This is a genomic window from Microbulbifer litoralis (assembly GCF_023634065.1).
GTDB lineage: Bacteria > Pseudomonadota > Gammaproteobacteria > Pseudomonadales > Cellvibrionaceae > Microbulbifer > Microbulbifer litoralis.
Genome location: NZ_JALKCV010000019.1, coordinates 15636 through 32173 on the forward strand (window position 1 = coordinate 15636; position 16538 = coordinate 32173).

Consider the following 16538-nt stretch of genomic DNA (forward strand, 5'->3'; position numbering starts at 1 on the left):
AGGCCGCTGATATGGCTGTCACTGTCCCCTCGGTCTTTTCTGCAACTTCCGCTGCAGCGTGCGCCGGTGCATCCCCAGTGCCCGCGCCGTCGCGGAAATATTGCCATCGTTTTCTGTCAGCACCCGCTGTATATGTTCCCACGCCAGCCGCCCCACCGAGGGTGGCTGTTGCGCAATCTCCGGTAGATCGCCCTGCGCTTTTTCCCCGGCCAGCGCCGCCGCCAACTGCTCGCCGCCAGCGGGCTTGCAAAGATAGTCGTCCGCCCCCAGTTTGATGGCGGCCACCGCCGTGGAAATACTCGAGTAACCTGTCAGCAGTACAATGCGCGCTGAGGGGTTGATACGGCGTACGCTCCCGATCAGCTCCAGCCCGCTGTCGTTGTGGATTTTCAGGTCCAGCAGCGCGCAATCGAAAGGCCGGCTGTCGATCAGGCTGTTGGCCTCCTCGACGCTGGCCGCGCCGTGGGTATTGAAATTGCGCCGACCCAGGGCGCGGCAGAGTATATCGCGGGCGCTCTGGTCGTCGTCGACGACCAGCAGTTCCTTCTTGTTCACCGGGTTCTGGTTCAAGTCGTCGCCTCCAGTTGGCCGGGCAGCGAATCGGCATCGACGCGATGCAGTGGAATACGGATACTGGCGATGGTACCGCGGGCTTCCGGCCCGCGCGACTCAAAGGTCAGGGTGCCGCCCTGTTGCGACAGGGCCGCCTCGGACAGTATCAGGCCGATACCGAATCCACGTTTCCCGTCGGCAGTGCCGGATTCCAGCCCCGGGCCGCTGTCGATGATCTGTATCTGCAACCGCTCCGCGTCCCAGTCGGCAATTACCTGCACCGGCTGGCTGCCGGCACCGGCGGCCCCACTGGCATCGAGGGCATTGTTCAGCAGGTTGATCAGTGCCTGTTCCAGGGTGTGTGGCAGCGGCGCAGCCATCTGTGGCGGCCCCTGTTTGCGCAGGCTGAAGCGGGCCCCCGGACGCAGCAGTTGCCAGCGCTCGAGACTGCGGTCGAGGAACGCCACCACCGGTTGCGCGCCGCTGTGGCCCTCCGGATCGCGGGCGCGGACCTTGAGCTGTTCCAGCGCCTGTTTGCACTGGCCCACCTGGCGTTGCAGCAGCGCCAGGTCTTCGTCGCCCTCCGGTGACAGGCCGCCGCGCGCCTGCAGCTCCTCCACCAGCAGGCCCATGGTCTGCAGGGGCGTGGCCAGTTCGTGGGCGGTGCCGGCGGCCAGGGTGGCCAGCGACAGTATCTGCTCGCGCCGCGCCTGCTCCTGGCGCAGCTGGTGCAGGTGGCGGTCGCGCTGGTGCAGCGACGCGGCCATGCTGTTGACGAACCCCGCAATCAGCAGCGCGGAGAAGGCGAAAGTGGCCCACATGCCCAGCAGGTGGTGGTAGAAGTCCCGGTTGCCGGGGTGGCCGCCGTGGCTGGTGCCGGGAAAAAACAGGATCAGCCCGGTGTAGATGGCGATGCTCAGGCCCGCCATCAGCCAGCTGTAGTTGCGCGGCAGGGTGGCCGCGGCGATCGACAGCGGCACCAGCAGGTAGGTGACAAAGGGATTGGCGGCGCCGCCGCTGACCGCCAGCAGCGGCGGCAGCCAGAGCCAATCCATGAGAAGATGGCCGAAGAATTCCCACTGGTGCAGCGGTTGCCGTTTGCGGCTGCGCCAGCCACTGATCAGCGCCGTGCAGGCGCCCAGCAGCAGGAACAGCGGTGCCGAGGCCGTGATGGCGCCGGTCAGCAGCCCCGCGAGCAGAAAACCGGACAGAGCAATGGCCCGCAGTGCCGTCAGGCGGCGCAGGTTGGTGATGGCGGTCCGGTGCAACGGGCTCATGGGCAACATATCCGGATGCAGATCTGGTGGGTCATACGGAAAGTCCGAGCGGCTTATAACCGTTTTTTAATTGAGAGTTACATGGCTTTAACCACGAATTCACCGCGGCTTACCGAAGGCCCCGTAGCGGCGCACCTGCGCCGGCTGGCGCTGCCCATGGTGTGGGGCATTCTCGCCACCATGTCGTTCAACGTGGTGGACACCTATTTTGTCGCGCAACTGGGCAGTGCGCCACTGGCGGCGATGAGTTTTACCTTCCCGGTCGTGATGGTGATCAACAGTTTCGCCATCGGCCTGGGCGCCGGCACCTCGTCGGCGGTGGCGCGGGCCTACGGCGCCGGCGACCTGGACAGGGTACGGCGGCTGGTGACCGATGCGTCGCTGCTGGCGCTGCTGGTGGCGCTGGCGATCAGCGCGATCGGTCTCGTCACCATTGAGCCACTGTTCCACCTGCTGGGCGCCTCTGCGGAAATGCTGCCGCTGATCGCCGACTATATGGTCCCCTGGTATCTGGGGGCGGTATTCGCGGTGGTGCCGATGGTGGCACTGTCATCGCTGCGCGCCATCGGCAACAGTGCATTGACCGGGCGCATCATGGTGGCGGTGGCTTTTTTCAATCTGATACTGGATCCGCTGCTGATCTTCGGCCTGCTTGGGTTTCCGCGCCTGGAGTTGCAGGGCGCGGCCCTGTCCACGGTGATCGCGCGCGGGGTCAGCTTTGTCGCCGCACTTTATTTCCTGATCCGCCGCGAGCACCTGATGGCACCGCCCCGCCTGTCCAGGCTGTTGGATTCCTGGCGCACGGTGCTGGCGGTGGGGCTGCCGGCAACCGCCACCAATGTGATCATTCCAATGGCCGGCGGCGTAGTGGTGGCGCTGGTGGCGGTGCACGGCGCCGACGCGGTGGCCGGCCTGGGGGTGGCGCTGCGTATCGAGCCGCTGGCGCTGATCGTGTTCTATGCGCTGTCGTCGGTGGTGGGGCCGTTTATCGGCCAGAACGCCGGTGCCGGCGAGACCGGGCGGATGCAGCAGACTGTCAGTGTGTTGGCCCGTTTCTGTATCGGTTTCGGTGCGGCGCTGGCGGTGCTGTTGTATTTCGCCGGCCCGGCGCTGGTGCGCCTGTTCAGCGACTCGCCCGAAGTGCTGACGGTGGCCATCGCCTACCTGACGCTGGTGCCGTTCAGTTACGCCGGCTACGGTTTCGTGATGTCCGCCAATGCCGCTTTCAATGGCCTGGGGCGGCCACTACCGGCCACGCTGATTTCCTTCCTGCGGGTGCTGGGTATCTATCTGCCGCTGGCCTGGGTGGGGAATCAGTTGTGGGGCATTACCGGCCTGTTTGCGGCCACCGCGGCGGCCAACCTGCTGCTGGGGGCACTGGCCTGGTGGTGGTTGCGGCGGGATATCGGCGGACGCGCCGCCCGCTCCGCCGGTTTGCAGCAGGCGTAGCCCGGATGGAGCGCAGCGGAATCCGGGACCGTGTCGGCTTCCCGGATTCCGGCGCTGCGCGCCTGCATCCGGGCTACGTCAGATTGCCTGGGTGTTCTCCTCCAGCCACGCCTGCGTCTTCTCGTTCACCAGCGGCATCAGCGTCTCCCGCACCCGCTGGTGGTAGCGGTTCAGCCAGGACTTTTCCTGTTCCGTCAGCAGTTCCCGCTTGATCAGCCGGCGATCTATCGGTGCCAGTGTCAGTTCCTCGAACTCCATAAAGCCGCTGTGCCGCTCGCTCTCCTTCACGAACACCAGGTTCTCGATGCGGATGCCGTACTGCCCGGTGAGGTAGAAGCCCGGCTCGTTGGAGAGGATCATGCCCGGCTGCAGCGCCACGCCGCTGGCGGCCTTGCCAATGCGCTGCGGGCCCTCGTGCACGCTGAGAAAACTGCCGACGCCGTGGCCGGTGCCGTGGGCGTAGTCCAGGCCGGCATCCCACAGGGATTTGCGCGCAAAGGCGTCGATCTGTTCGCCGCAGGTGCCCTTGGGAAAGCGCAGGGTGGCGATGCCGATATGGCCCTTGAGGACGCGGGTAAAGTGATCGCGGGCGTGTTCCGGGAATTCGCCCAGGGGCACGGTGCGGGTCACGTCGGTGGTGCCGTCCGGGTACTGGCCGCCGGAGTCGATCAGGTAAATGCCTTCGGCCCTCATCGGCAGGCTGGATTCGCGGCTGACGCGGTAGTGCACGATGGCGCCGTTGGGGCCGTAGCCGGAAATGGCATCGAAGCTGTCGTCCCGGAAGCCCTCGCGCTGTTCGCGCTTGTCCCTGAGCAACTGCACCGCCTCCAGTTCGCCGAAGCCGTTATCGGGAGCGCCCGCGGCGACTGCGTCCGGCAGTTCGGCCAGGAACTCGCACAGGGCGGCGCCGTCGCGCTCGTGGGCGGCGCGGCTGCCGGCCAGTTCCACCGCATTCTTGCAGGCCTTGGCGGCAGTGATCGGATCCCGGTCGGCCAGCAGCTCGATCTCCTGTGCCCGCAACCGCTGCAGTGTCCAGCAATTGGCGATACGCGGGTCGACCCAGATTCTGGAGACATGGTGGCGCTTGGCGGCGTCGAACAGCGCCTCCTGGTTGTTGACGATATCCACCTCACTGTTCAGGTGTTCGATCAGTGCTTCGCCCACGGCCTCTTTGGCCAGGTACAGCGTCGCGGTGCCGTCGCGGTAGAGCAGGGCGCTGGCCAGCGCCACCGGCAGGTGCGGCACGTCTTCGCCGCGGATATTGAACAGCCAGGCGCAGACCTCGGGGTTGGGCAGCCACAGGGCGTCGGCGCGCCGGTCCGCCAGCAGCGCGGCGATGCGCTGGCGCTTCTGCGCCGAGTGTTCGCCGGTAAAGGTGTGGGGGTGCGGCCGCGCAGCGCCACAGGGGCTGGCCGGGCGATCGGTCCAGACGGCGTCGATCGGGTTTTGCTCCAGCGGGCGCAGGGCGATATCCCGCTCGCCCAGGCGTTTTTCCAGCAGCGCCAGGCCCGGTTCCGTGTGCAGGCGCGGGTCGTAGCCCAGGGCCTGGCCCCGCTTCAACTGCTCGCACAGCCAGTCGGCGATGGCATTTGGATCCAGTGTCTCCAGGTCGATCGGCTGGTCGCCGAGCTGCTGCTGGGCCTGCAACGTGTAGCGGCCATCCACGAACAGCGCCGCGTGCTCCGCGCCTACCGCCGCCATGCCGGCGGAGCCGGTAAAGCCGGTGAGCCAGGCCAGGCGCTCGTCGGCGGCGGGCACATACTCGTTCTGGTACTCATCGCCGCGGGGCACCAGGAAGCCCTGTACCTGCTGGCGCGCCAGCTCCTCCCGCAGGGCCTGCAATCTCTCCCGACTCATGGTCCACTTCTCCTTTAAAACGTCTTCCAGCCCGCACGGCGCCGTAGGGTGCGCCGTGCGCACCGCTAAAATCGGCAGTCTACCAGCCCCCGGAGCGGTCTGCCGCCGTGTATAATGCGCGCCTGTTTTTTGCACCAGGCCGAGTTTTCAAATCTAGATTATGGCTCAGAGTTCCTCCCCGGCGGGTGTCGCCGGCCGCCGCACCTTCGCGATCATCTCCCACCCGGACGCCGGCAAGACCACCGTGACCGAAAAGCTGCTGCTGTTCGGGAACGCGATCCAGCTGGCCGGCTCGGTCAAGGGCAAGAAGGGTCCGCACGCGCGCTCCGACTGGATGAGCATGGAGCAGGAGCGGGGTATCTCCGTGACCTCGTCCGTGATGCAGTTTCCCTACAAAGACCGCACGGTCAACCTGCTGGACACACCGGGCCACGAGGACTTCTCCGAGGACACCTACCGCGTACTGACCGCGGTGGATTCCGCGCTGATGGTCATCGACGGCGCCAAGGGCGTCGAGGACCGCACCATCAAGCTGATGAACGTCTGCCGCCTGCGCACGACGCCGATCCTGTCGTTTATCAACAAGCTGGACCGGGATATCCGCGACCCGATCGAGGTGATGGACGAGATCGAGGAAGTACTGGATATCCAGGCCGCGCCGATCAACTGGCCACTGGGATCGGGCCAGCACTTCAAGGGCGTCTACAACCTCTACACCGATACCATTCATGTGTTCAGGCAGGGGCAGGGCCACACCATCCCCGAAGATACCCGGATCCAGGGCCTGGATTCCGCCGAGGCGACCGAACTGCTGGGCGAGGACGCCGATGATCTCCGCGAGGAAATCGAGCTGGTGCGCGGCGCCACCCACGAGTTCAACCTGGAAGACTACCTGGCCGGCAGGCTGACGCCGGTGTTTTTCGGCACCGCGCTGGGCAATTTCGGCGTACGCGAAATGCTGGATGGTTTCGTCGAATGGGCGCCGGGCCCGCAGCCGCGGCAAACCAACGAGCGCACCGTCGAGCCCACCGAGGACAGGTTCTCAGGCTTCGTATTCAAGATCCAGGCAAACATGGATCCGAAACACCGCGACCGCATCGCCTTTATGCGCGTCTGCTCCGGTACCTACAACCGCGGCATGAAAATGAAGCATGTGCGCCTGGGCAAGGACATCAAGATCGCCGATGCGGTGACCTTTATGGCCGGCGACCGCACCCATGTGGAGGAGGCCATCGCCGGCGATATCATCGGCCTGCACAACCACGGCACCATCCAGATCGGCGATACCTTTACCGAGGGCGAAAAACTCAAGTTCACCGGCATCCCCAACTTCGCGCCGGAGCTGTTCCGCCGCATCCGCCTGAAGGACCCGCTGAAGCTGAAGCAGCTGCAGAAGGGCCTGCAGCAGCTTTCCGAAGAGGGTTCTACCCAGGTGTTCTTCCCGCTGGACAACAACGATATCGTCGTTGGCGCCGTGGGGGTGTTGCAGTTCGAAGTGGTGGCCTATCGCCTGAAAGACGAATACAAGGTGGAAGCCATTTACGAAAACGTGAATGTACAGACTGCCCGCTGGGTGGACAGCGATAACGCCAGGGAACTGGACAACTTCAAGCGCAAGGCCAGCACCAACCTGGCCCTGGACGGCGCCGGCCACCTGACCTACCTGGCACCGACACGGGTCAACCTGCAACTGGCGGAAGAGCGCTACCCGGAAATCGAGTTCTTCGCCACCCGGGAGCATTGAAATACGGGACTCGGGACTCGGGACTCGGGACTCGGGACTCGGGACTCGGGACTCGGAACTCGGAACTCGGATGCGCCGTGCGCACCGCCCAACAGGCACACTCCACGGCGCTACAGGCACAAGCCGCCAATACAGAATCGAGAGAAGCATCGACGTGAGCATTCCAAAAAACCTGCCCGAAGAAATGCCGCGCATCGGCAACTGGTTCACCAAAAGTATCGGCCTGTTGATCGTAAAAATGCTCGGTTGGCGCATCGAGGGTGAATTCCCGCCCGAGAAGAAGTTGATGGTGGCGCTGGCCCCGCACACATCCAATTGGGATTTTGTGGTGGCCATGCCGTTTATCATGGCGCTGCGGTTGAAGGCTTCCTGGCTGATGAAACAGGAAGCCTTTTTCTTTCCGTTCAAAAACCTGTTCAAATGGCTCGGTGGCATCCCCACCGACCGCTCGGCCGCCGGCGGCATGGCCAAGCAGGTAGCCAGCCAGTTCCGCGAAAACGAAAAGATGTGGGTGGCGATCACCCCGGAAGGCACGCGCAAACGCAACGACAGATGGAAAAATGGTTTCCTGCGTATCGCCTATGCGGCCAACGTGCCCATCCTGCTGGTGGCCTGGGATTTCCCCAACAAGCGTATTCGCGTGGATTCGCTCTACCGGCCCACTGGTGACCTGGAAACCGATATGCGCGAGATCCGCAGGCGTTTCAACCGCTACCAGGGGCGCTGTCCGGAAAACCAGAGCGTGTTCGAGGAGTAAACAACGATACCGTGGCTGCACTGACCGGCGACCTGACCCCGACCATCTACCTGATCCTGACAGTGGTCGCGTTTGCCGCGGGCTTTATCAGTGCCATCGCCGGCGGTGGTGGCATCATTACTCTGCCGGCACTGTTGTGGGCCGGTATTCCACCGCTGGATGCACTGGGCACCAACAAATTCCAGAGCGTGTTCGGCACCCTGTCCTCGGCGATCAATTTCTTCCAGAAGGGCTATCTGGACCTGCGCCAGCTGTGGCCGGGGCTCGTTGCCGCCGTCTGTGGTTCCGCCCTTGGTACCTGGAGCGTAACCCGGCTGGGCGGTGAGCAGCTCGATACGCTGCTGCCGGTGTTGCTGATCGGTATCGCGCTCTATTTTGCCTTTTCCCCGCGCATCGCCGATGTGGATGCAAAACCGCGGATGCCCCACGGGCTGTTCAATCTGGTGGTTGGTGGCGGTATCGGCTTTTACGGCGGCTTCTTCGGGCCGGGGATGGGCTCCATCTACGCACTGGCATTTGCCGCGCTGCTCGGGTACAACATGCGCAGGGCCACGGCCCATACCAAGCCGCTGGTGCTGGCAACCAACGCCACCTCGATGTTCATCTTCATGGCCGGCGGCCACCTGCTGCTGGGGCTGGCCGTCAGCATGTCTGCAGCCCAGTTTGTCGGCGCGCGGCTGGGTTCGAACCTGGTGATCGCCCGCGGCGCACGCCTGATCAGGCCGATCATCATCATTGCCACCATTGCCGTGGCGGTGAAGCTGTTGATTGATCGAGGCTGAAGGCTGGTATTGAAGAGTTCTTTCTGGTGAGCCGAAGACTTTTTCTAGTGAGCTGAGGGCTCTCTCTGACGAGCTGAGGGCTCTTCTGGGTGAGCTGAAGGCTCTTGGAGCATTGATTCGTGACGGTGCTGATTACGCTGCTGCTTTCCTTTTGTTTCTTCGCCCTGATAATCTGGGCGTTGATACATATGCGCACGCCGCGCTTCCGCATGGACCGCGAGCAGTTTGTCCGCGGGCTCGAGGATGTGATCACCGGCCAGGCAGACGACAACGAATGGCGCGTGCTGACCGGCTACCCGATGCGCCACGACCCGGAACTGGAGCGCCTGCGCCTCGAGTGCCTGGAGATCGAAGAGGCGGAATACACCGGCGGTTCGCCCTACCTCTTCACCCGCGCGGGCATCGAGCGCCTGCGCACTGTGCGGGAGCAGTTGCTGCCGCAGGACAATGACAAGACAGATGGGCACCGCTAGAAAGCAGGCGCCCACACAACACAAAAGAGCTTAGAGGGACACACAATGTTCAGACCACTGCAGACCCTGACCGGTGGCTTGATCGCGGCGTTGGCCGTGACTGCCGCCTACGCCAAACCGCTGAGCCAGGAGGATCTCTCCGTGGCGGAAGTGCTGCGCGACCGCGCCCTGGAATCCTCCGATGCCTACAGCATCGTCGAATCCCTGACCGTGGAAGTCGGCCCGCGCCCCACCGGTTCCGACGGCGACCGCCGGGCCGTGGCCTGGGCACAGGAGAAGATGAAGGAACTGGGCTTTGATCGCGTCTACACCGAGCAGATCGAAGTGCCGCGCTGGGACCGCGGCCACGCCCACGCACGGGTGGTGGCACCTTTCCCGCAGCCGCTGGTGGTCAGCTCCCTCGGCTACAGCGTCGGAACGCCGGAAGGCGGGGTCACCGCCGAGATCGTCGAATTCTCCGATGTGGAGGAACTGATCGAGGCGCCGGCCGGAAAAGTGAAAGGCAAGATTGCATTTATCAACAAACGCATGGAGCGGGCCCGTACCGGTGAGGGCTACGGCCCGGCGGTGCAGGGCCGCAGCCGCGGCATGGCCGCCGCCGCGGAAAAGGGCGCCACGGCACTGATGATCCGCTCTGTGGGTACCGACTCCGACCGCTTCGCCCACACCGGCATGATGCGTATCGAAGGAGTCGAGGACCCGGTACCGGCCCTGGCCCTGTCCGCGCCGGACGCCAACCTGCTGGAAGCCATGCTCGAGCGCGGCAAGCCGGTCGAAGTGCGCCTGGATGTGCACAACCAGCGCCTGGCCGACGGCCCGTCCTTCAATGTGATCGGCGAGATTACCGGCCGCGAAAAGCCCGAGGAGGCCCTGATCATCGGTGCCCACCTGGATTCCTGGGATGAAGGCACCGGCGCACTGGACGACGGCGCCGGCGTCGGCATCGTGCTCGAAACCGCGCGCATGATCGCCGAACTGCCACAGCGCCCGCGCCGCACCCTGCGCGTGGTTTTATTCGGAGCCGAGGAAATCGGCCTGGTGGGTGCCAAGCAGTATGTCGAGGCGCACCGCAGCGAGCTGGACAACATTGTCGCCGTTTCCGAGTCCGACTTCGGTGCCGGCAAGATCTGGCGTTTCGACACCCGCCTGCCGGAAACCAAGTTCGACATCGCCGACCAGATGATGCAGGTCCTCGCCCCGCTGGGCATTGAGCGCGGCAACAACGAATCCCATGGCGGCCCCGACGGCAGCGTCTTCGTCGCCCAGGGCGTACCCGCCTTCGGCCTCTACCAGGACGGCACCGACTACTTCGACTACCACCACACTGCCAATGACACCCTGGACAAGGTGAAGCCGGAAAACCTGAAACAGAACGTGGCTGCCTGGGTGGTGATGTCATTCCTGACGGTGGAGATGGAGGGGGATCTGGGGCGAGTGCCGACTGAGCACTGAGGCCTCTCCGTTTTCCGACGGCGGCCGTTCCTATCAGCAGCCAATCCACCGGGACCCCGCCAACTGGCGGGGTTTTCCGTTGCTGGAAAAATCATGATAAAGACCCCTGAAAAAGAGGTGCCAAACTACTTTGTTTGCGGCGGTGGATACTGGGACAGCCTCAATCAAGAGTTTGAGCCGTATGCGAGAGAAGCCTCTCGTACGGCTCTTGGGGAGCTGGGGCGGCAACGGCTTCCGGCTATTCGACGAATCACTTAGGTTTCAGAGATTTATGAATAATAAACTGATCTTTATAATGACCGTCTCCGTGGCTGCGTCCGGGTTGGGGTGTGCGAGCCAAGAAGACCTGCTGTATGCCGATCTCTGGTCGGGCAGACCAAGTACAAGTGTGCTTGGTAACAGTAAAGATATCCAAGATTCAGGAAAAACGCCTAGAGATAGAATGTTAGAGCAAAGAGAAATTGACGAAGAGCGAAAGGGCAGAACATTAAAAGATGGATTTATTGATAGTTTGATTCTTGGGAAGGATGAGAAAATTAACTTTTAAAATACAGGAAGTATGCCTTAAGTTGGGGCGTTTCAAAAAAATATAAAGGTAACTTTGTTATTCGGTGTCGACCATTATGGAGCACAGAATCCGCCCTTGAAATAATTGTCAGAATATTCAAGAAGATAGCTAATTCTATCCACCCGAATATACCTCTGTCTCCCGTTTGTATAAAAACACGAACAGCGTCTACATTGCTAAATATTTGAATAAAATATGAATAAAAGAAAAGCAAGGGTTGTCATTATTAGCCTCTATGGATCCTGTTTAATTGCCTGTCTGGCTGAAGTTTTGGCCATATTCAATGGCTGGGGGAATCTCAGTGGTTTTCGTGCTGTGTGGACAGTTGTTTTTTTTCTCCTGTTCTGGCATTGGATTTACTATGAGTCGGATTCCCAAGAGTTTGACAGGCCTTATAATTTTGGATTGTCAATAAATACCTTCTGGTTCATATATGTTCCTTGGTATTTTATTTCAACTAGAGGTGGCAAGGGAGTCTTAACCATGCTTGGTTTTTTGTTGTTATTTTGGTTGCCTTTTATAGTTGGCTTGTTTCGGTAGTGTCGGAAGATGTGGGTGTATGCACAATAAGCATGATGCATGCTAGTGGTCCATGCGGAAAGTTGTGTAACTGTTCGCGTCGCCAAAGCGTCCAGCTCTGCGTTGGAGAAAGCTTGAAATAGAACCACTATTCCTGCGCTTTCTCGCCTTGATCTGAACACTTTGGCTGTGCTCCTTAGTCACCAAACTTTCCGCATGGACCACTAGGGTGGTAATTTAATCATCTTTATGGCTTTTGAAATTTTTTAAGAGGTTGGCAAGAGTTTCATTTTCCTTGTGAATTTAAGTATCTCACTACAGTCAAATGATTTGTCTGAGTAAAGAGGCAAACTCTTTATAGCTGTCCAGAAAGTCGGATATCCATTTTGACGGGGCGGGAAATAAGAGGTTCGAAAAGGTGCTGCCATTCATAACTGACAAGGGGGGTTCAATAAAATTTATTGAATATGGAAAGAGCTGAAATAATTAAGCCTGGTTTTTCTACAGCAGATGTAGGTTGTCCTCAAATTGAAATGGTTGAAAGTAAGCTGGTTCTCAGATTTAAAGATTGGAAAGGTAATGAAGTGATGGTTATTTTTCCTGAAGTGGTTGCATTTAAGTGGCATATGATAGAGAGGCTTATTCCTGGCGAGGATTTCGACGGAAGTCATTTGATTGTAGATTCTGAATGGCTGATGGAGCATTTAAGGCAAGAGAAGATAGGTTCTCAGGAAGGCTGCGAGCATTATAAGTTCAATTTTAATGATAGTGGACAACTTGAAGTAATTAGTCATTCCTTCATAGTCAAAAATTAATGCTGGGTGTCACGTATGATGGTTTGACATTGCTCTGTCCTGCCTGAATTCGGTTCACGATTGAAAGGGTACGTTTTTGCGAATTCTGCATGCGCAGGATGAATAACAGTTATATCGTAATAGTGGATTCCAAAAAATTTATGGAAAAGTTGATCAGTATATTGAGTCGAGCGAGTGAGCAGCTTGAGGAGGGCTGGCTATATCTTCCCAAAGACGAAGCTTGGAGCCTGGATACTCTTGGCCTGATGATAGATATTGAGGCGCTTGAGGATGGCGATATGGATGAGAACGATGTGCCGGTTTTCGCTAAGGAAAACGGACTTATGTTCACGCTCGAAGCCGGCGTCATTGAGAGCATAGTCCTGTATGCTGAAGGTCTGGGGTATGAGTCTTCGGACATATTCCTGCTTGAGTCTTTTCTCTATTATTATAAATACGATGCATTTCTTTCTGCTCCACAAAAGGAAAGTCGGAGATAGCTGCTCTGATTTTTATGAGTATTCATGAATAGGGCGAGCAGAAAGATTCTGATAAGGTCCTTGTTTCTGAATATTATGATATTTTACGGTTTGCGTTCATATGAAAGAATTCGACTTTCCGAAAAATACCCTGTTCTATATCAAGGAGTTTGACATCCCATTGGCCTATATCCCTGGCGAAGGCTGGTTCAATTTTTTTGGCGGAAAGCCCAGGAAATATGATGTCAGGGGGTTGAAAGTTGACAACAACTGGCCGGCGGAATCGTTTCGTGAATGGGCCGGAGTCCTGGACGATTCAATGAAGTAGTATTATCCAAAGTATGCAGTTGACCCGGGGCGTGGGTTGGTGTCATACCTGACAGTGAAAATTTTTGATGGGATTTAGAGGCAAGGAGATAGGGCGATCAATGGACATCCGCCGAGTACAACCAGAAGACTTCGACAGGATCTGGCCGATATTTCGCGAAATCGCCCGGGAAGGAGAAACCTATGCCTATCCGGTTGATATAAACCGGGATCAGGCTTGCCACCTGTGGATGGATGTACCAAGGCAAACCTATGTGTTCGAACACGATGGCGAGGTGCTGGGAACCTACTATATCAAATCCAATCAGCAGGGGCCCGGTGCCCATGTCTGCAACTGCGGTTATATGGTCTCTTCGTCCGCCAGGGGCAGGGGGGTTGCAAGTGCAATGTGTGCACATTCCCTGCAGGTGGCCAGGGAGCTGGGCTATAAGGCCATGCAGTTCAATTTTGTCGCGTCCAGTAACGAGGGAGCGATAAATCTTTGGAAAAAGCTCGGCTTTGCTGTCGTTGGGCGACTGCCAAAAGCCTTTGATCATCCCGCCATGGGGTACATCGATGCCCTGATTATGTACAAGTGGCTGGAAGCTTTGTGAATCCCTGGAGTATAAAAAGGACTGGAGAAAAATATTTCGGCGGCCATTATTTCCCTGGCAGCCGCACCTGAAAGGGATCGTCATATCCCTGGATGAATATCGCGTATTTCCCGCCAGTATCCCTTCACGACTGACGATCCTGCACTATCGTTTTCTCTGTCTTGTTCTCTCTTGACTCGGATGTTTCAAGCGACAAACCAGAGGATCCAGCGCCGTGAAAAAAGACGACCAGAACCGCACAACGAACGATGCCGGTATCCCGGTAGCCAGTGATGAATTCTCCCTGACGGTGGGACCGGACGGCCCGATCATCCTGCAGGATCACTACCTGATCGAGCAGATGGCCAACTTCAATCGCGAGCGGATTCCGGAGCGGCAGCCCCATGCGAAGGGCTCCGGGGCCTTCGGCCATTTCGAAGTGACGAGGGATGTCAGTGCCTATACCAAGGCCGCGGTATTCCAGCCGGGCACCAAGACAGACACTCTGATCCGCTTTTCAACCGTCGCCGGCGAACGCGGGAGCCCCGATACCTGGCGCGATCCGCGCGGCTTCGCATTGAAGTTCTACACCAGCGAAGGCAACTATGACATGGTGGGGAACAATACGCCGGTATTTTTCATACGGGACCCGATGAAGTTCCAGCACTTTATCCGCTCCCAGAAGCGCCGTGCGGACAACGGCCTGCGCGATCACGATATGCAGTGGGACTTCTGGACTCTGTCGCCGGAATCGGCACACCAGGTCACCTGGTTGATGGGGGATCGCGGTATTCCGAAAAGCTACCGCCATATGAACGGCTATTCCAGCCACACCTATATGTGGGTCAACAGGGACGGCGAGCGGTTCTGGATCAAGTATCACTTCAAGACGGACCAGGGGGTCGAGTGCCTGACGCAGGAAGAGGCCGACCGGCTGGCGGGCGAGGATTCGGATGTGCACCGCCGGGATCTGTTCGACGCCATCGCCAGGGGCGACCATCCCTCCTGGACCCTGAACGTGCAGATAATGCCGTTCGAGGAGGCGAAGGATTACCGTTTCAATCCCTTCGACCTGACCAAGGTCTGGCCCCACGATGATTACCCGTTGCAGGAAGTCGGGCGGTTGACGCTGGACCGCAATCCGACCGACTTCCATACGGAAATTGAGCAGGCCGCCTTTGAGCCGAACAACGTGGTGCCCGGTATCAATTTCAGTCCCGACAAAATGCTGCAGGCACGCGTCTTTTCCTACGCCGATGCGCACCGGGCGCGGATGGGCGTGAATTACAAGCAGATACCGGTCAACCGGCCCAAGTGCCCGGTACACAGCTACAGCAAGGATGGCGCCATGCGGGTGGAGAATGTCTCCGACCCCGTGTACGCCCCCAACTCCAAGGGCGGCCCTGCGGCCAATCATACCTACACCGAGAAATGGGAGGCCAGTGGCGAGTTCGTACACGCGGCCTATACACCGCACAGGGAGGACGATGACTTTGTCCAGCCCGGCACGCTGGTGCGCGAGGTCATGGACGATGCGGCGCGGGACCGGCTGGTATCGAACGTGGTCGGTCACCTGAAAGACGGTGTGTCCGACGAAGTCCTGAAACGCGCTTTCGAGTACTGGCGCAATGTGGACAAGAACATCGGTGACCGGATCGAGAAAGGCGTCAAGGGCAACTGAATTCCGCCTTTGAGCGTTCGGGGGACATTCAGCCGGAAAGCGCTTCGGGGACCGCCGGTGATTTGAGCCGGCGCGCAGCGGTGTAATCGACCACTTCGGTGGTGGCCAGCAGCAGGTGGTAGAGGGTGCTGGCCGGTGCCATGCCCCGGATCACCCGGTTGCCGGCGTCCAGTTGATCGATATACAGGCCCGGCACCTCGTCGGAAAAATAGTATTCGAACAGGGTTTCGATGGCCCGCGCCGCCCGCTGTTCGGCCAGTGGATCGCCCTCGGCCGCGCGACACAGGCTGGCCTTGACCAGTTCCGTCAGCGGCCAGCAGCGTTTGCTCGTTTTCAGCGGCTGGCCGCCAGTCGTCACTGCGTCGAACAGCAGGCCCGTGTGGGCTTCCCGACCCATTGCCAGCGCGTTGTCGTAGAGTGGGCGGGTATAGCGGGCCACCGGTGCGCCGCTGCGACGGCTGTAGTGATACAGCAGCCAGACCCATTCCAGCATATGTCCCGGCTCCACTGCCTGCCCCTCGGCTTCGGTCAGCGGCGTCCAGTCCCGGTGGAAGTATTCCAGCAGCACGCCCCTGCGGCTGTCGTAAAAGCAGTTTTCAAACAGCGTAAAAATTTCGCCGGCTCTCGCCAGCCAGCGGCCGCTGCGGGTGGCATCGTAGAGGGCAAGAAAGGCTTCCAGCAGGTGCATGTGCGGATTCTGCCGGCGGCAGGGTGCATCGTAATCGCCCTCCAGCCAGCCGCCCTGTGGCCCCTTGATATGGGTGTCCAGGTGTTGGATCAGGTGCTCCGCCTCGCGCAGGGCCGCAGCCTGCCCGAAAGCACGGAAGCGCCAGGCGCAGGCGAGCAGGAAAAAGGCGATGTCGTAGACATCCTGGCGGGCATCGACGATTTCGTTCCGGCTGTCCAGGATATGCACGTAACCTTCCGGCGCGCTCGGGTGGCGGGCGTAGCGGGCAACGTATTGCTCCAGTTGCGCGACGCGCTGCTCGCCGCCGTCGATCCAGCCGCGTAGGCTGGCACAGGCCAGCACAAACATCTGCCGTGCCTGCACCCGCACCCGCCTGTCGCAGCCGGTGTCCGCGCGACCGAACTCATTCAGTTGTTCATAGGCGCTGCCGGTGGCGGTGTCGAAGCCGTTGTCCAGCCACAGCGGCAGGGCGGATCGGGTCATCCACTCTTGCAGGCGGTCGGACCACAGGCTGAGCTCTTCGAGCATCTGGTCGTTTCTGGCGGAAAGTAACATGTTTGTAACCGG

Annotated in this window: 17 protein-coding genes; 13 read left to right on the forward strand and 4 right to left on the reverse strand. The window is 59.8% G+C overall.

Annotation, left to right across the window (positions count from 1 at the left end; all coding sequences use genetic code 11):
* Positions 1–18: 18 nt before the first annotated feature.
* Both MWN76_RS19850 and MWN76_RS19855 read right to left on the reverse strand, forming a co-directional pair.
* Positions 19–570: a response regulator transcription factor gene (locus tag MWN76_RS19850; RefSeq protein ID WP_250464745.1), complete on the reverse strand. Its 552-nt coding sequence runs from the start codon at positions 568–570 to the stop codon at positions 19–21.
* A complete protein-coding gene (locus MWN76_RS19855; RefSeq protein ID WP_250464747.1) occupies positions 567–1829 on the reverse strand; it encodes an ATP-binding protein in 1263 nt (420 codons plus the stop codon). Before MWN76_RS19855 ends, MWN76_RS19850 begins: the two co-directional genes overlap by 4 nt.
* A gap of 81 nt (positions 1830–1910) precedes the next feature.
* On the opposite strand from MWN76_RS19855, the gene MWN76_RS19860 reads away from it, so the two are divergent.
* Positions 1911–3278 carry an MATE family efflux transporter gene (locus tag MWN76_RS19860; protein ID WP_250464749.1) on the forward strand — a complete coding sequence of 456 codons (1368 nt, stop codon included), beginning with the start codon at positions 1911–1913 and terminating at the stop codon, positions 3276–3278.
* Positions 3279–3356: 78 nt separating this feature from the next.
* On the opposite strand, the gene MWN76_RS19865 is transcribed toward MWN76_RS19860, so the two are convergent.
* Positions 3357–5135: an aminopeptidase P family protein gene (locus MWN76_RS19865; RefSeq protein WP_250464751.1), complete on the reverse strand. Its 1779-nt coding sequence runs from the start codon at positions 5133–5135 to the stop codon at positions 3357–3359.
* A gap of 160 nt (positions 5136–5295) precedes the next feature.
* Between MWN76_RS19865 and MWN76_RS19870 the strand changes: the two genes are divergently transcribed.
* The 12 genes from MWN76_RS19870 (at position 5296) to MWN76_RS19925 (ending at position 15283) form a co-directional block, all read left to right on the forward strand.
* A complete protein-coding gene (locus MWN76_RS19870; protein WP_250464753.1) occupies positions 5296–6879 on the forward strand; it encodes a peptide chain release factor 3 in 1584 nt (527 codons plus the stop codon).
* A 154-nt stretch (positions 6880–7033) separates the two neighbouring features.
* The gene (locus tag MWN76_RS19875; protein ID WP_250464755.1) at positions 7034–7636 is read left to right on the forward strand and encodes a lysophospholipid acyltransferase family protein; all 603 of its coding nucleotides are present in this window, start codon (positions 7034–7036) and stop codon (positions 7634–7636) included.
* Positions 7637–7647: 11 nt separating this feature from the next.
* On the forward strand, positions 7648–8418 hold the full coding sequence (locus MWN76_RS19880; RefSeq protein WP_250464757.1) for a TSUP family transporter: 771 nt from the start codon (positions 7648–7650) through the stop codon (positions 8416–8418).
* Positions 8419–8537: 119 nt separating this feature from the next.
* Positions 8538–8891, forward strand: a complete 354-nt coding sequence (locus MWN76_RS19885) for a hypothetical protein (protein ID WP_250464759.1) — start codon at positions 8538–8540, stop codon at positions 8889–8891.
* 45 nt (positions 8892–8936) lie between these two features.
* Positions 8937–10343 (forward strand): M20/M25/M40 family metallo-hydrolase, encoded by a 1407-nt coding sequence (locus MWN76_RS19890; protein WP_250464761.1) that lies wholly within the window; start codon positions 8937–8939, stop codon positions 10341–10343.
* A 271-nt stretch (positions 10344–10614) separates the two neighbouring features.
* Positions 10615–10890 (forward strand): hypothetical protein, encoded by a 276-nt coding sequence (locus tag MWN76_RS19895; protein ID WP_250464763.1) that lies wholly within the window; start codon positions 10615–10617, stop codon positions 10888–10890.
* A 216-nt stretch (positions 10891–11106) separates the two neighbouring features.
* On the forward strand, positions 11107–11451 hold the full coding sequence (locus MWN76_RS19900) for a hypothetical protein (protein WP_250464765.1): 345 nt from the start codon (positions 11107–11109) through the stop codon (positions 11449–11451).
* 446 nt (positions 11452–11897) lie between these two features.
* Positions 11898–12245 (forward strand): hypothetical protein, encoded by a 348-nt coding sequence (locus tag MWN76_RS19905; protein WP_250464767.1) that lies wholly within the window; start codon positions 11898–11900, stop codon positions 12243–12245.
* 140 nt (positions 12246–12385) lie between these two features.
* Entirely contained in the window at positions 12386–12724 is a 339-nt protein-coding gene (locus MWN76_RS19910; protein ID WP_250464769.1) for a DUF7716 domain-containing protein, read from the forward strand.
* A 100-nt stretch (positions 12725–12824) separates the two neighbouring features.
* On the forward strand, positions 12825–13031 hold the full coding sequence (locus tag MWN76_RS19915) for a hypothetical protein (RefSeq protein WP_250464771.1): 207 nt from the start codon (positions 12825–12827) through the stop codon (positions 13029–13031).
* A 100-nt stretch (positions 13032–13131) separates the two neighbouring features.
* Positions 13132–13623 carry a GNAT family N-acetyltransferase gene (locus MWN76_RS19920; protein WP_250464773.1) on the forward strand — a complete coding sequence of 164 codons (492 nt, stop codon included), beginning with the start codon at positions 13132–13134 and terminating at the stop codon, positions 13621–13623.
* 214 nt (positions 13624–13837) lie between these two features.
* Positions 13838–15283, forward strand: coding sequence for a catalase (locus MWN76_RS19925; protein ID WP_250464775.1), 1446 nt, complete (start codon positions 13838–13840; stop codon positions 15281–15283).
* Positions 15284–15311: 28 nt separating this feature from the next.
* Here the strand turns inward: MWN76_RS19925 and MWN76_RS19930 are convergent, their stop codons facing one another.
* Positions 15312–16499, reverse strand: a complete 1188-nt coding sequence (locus MWN76_RS19930; protein ID WP_250464777.1) for an AGE family epimerase/isomerase — start codon at positions 16497–16499, stop codon at positions 15312–15314.
* Between the last annotated feature and the right edge of the window lie 39 nt (positions 16500–16538).

Coding starts and splice junctions, on each gene's coding strand:
- MWN76_RS19915 (WP_250464771.1), top strand. CDS start 12,825: ATGAAAGAATTCGACTTTCCGAAAAATACCCTGTTCTATATCAAGGAG.
- MWN76_RS19905 (WP_250464767.1), top strand. CDS start 11,898: ATGGAAAGAGCTGAAATAATTAAGCCTGGTTTTTCTACAGCAGATGTA.
- MWN76_RS19930 (WP_250464777.1), bottom strand. CDS start 16,499: ATGCTCGAAGAGCTCAGCCTGTGGTCCGACCGCCTGCAAGAGTGGATG.
- MWN76_RS19910 (WP_250464769.1), top strand. CDS start 12,386: ATGGAAAAGTTGATCAGTATATTGAGTCGAGCGAGTGAGCAGCTTGAG.
- MWN76_RS19895 (WP_250464763.1), top strand. CDS start 10,615: ATGAATAATAAACTGATCTTTATAATGACCGTCTCCGTGGCTGCGTCC.
- MWN76_RS19870 (WP_250464753.1), top strand. CDS start 5,296: ATGGCTCAGAGTTCCTCCCCGGCGGGTGTCGCCGGCCGCCGCACCTTC.
- MWN76_RS19865 (WP_250464751.1), bottom strand. CDS start 5,135: ATGAGTCGGGAGAGATTGCAGGCCCTGCGGGAGGAGCTGGCGCGCCAG.
- MWN76_RS19860 (WP_250464749.1), top strand. CDS start 1,911: ATGGCTTTAACCACGAATTCACCGCGGCTTACCGAAGGCCCCGTAGCG.
- MWN76_RS19900 (WP_250464765.1), top strand. CDS start 11,107: ATGAATAAAAGAAAAGCAAGGGTTGTCATTATTAGCCTCTATGGATCC.
- MWN76_RS19920 (WP_250464773.1), top strand. CDS start 13,132: ATGGACATCCGCCGAGTACAACCAGAAGACTTCGACAGGATCTGGCCG.
- MWN76_RS19855 (WP_250464747.1), bottom strand. CDS start 1,829: ATGAGCCCGTTGCACCGGACCGCCATCACCAACCTGCGCCGCCTGACG.
- MWN76_RS19890 (WP_250464761.1), top strand. CDS start 8,937: ATGTTCAGACCACTGCAGACCCTGACCGGTGGCTTGATCGCGGCGTTG.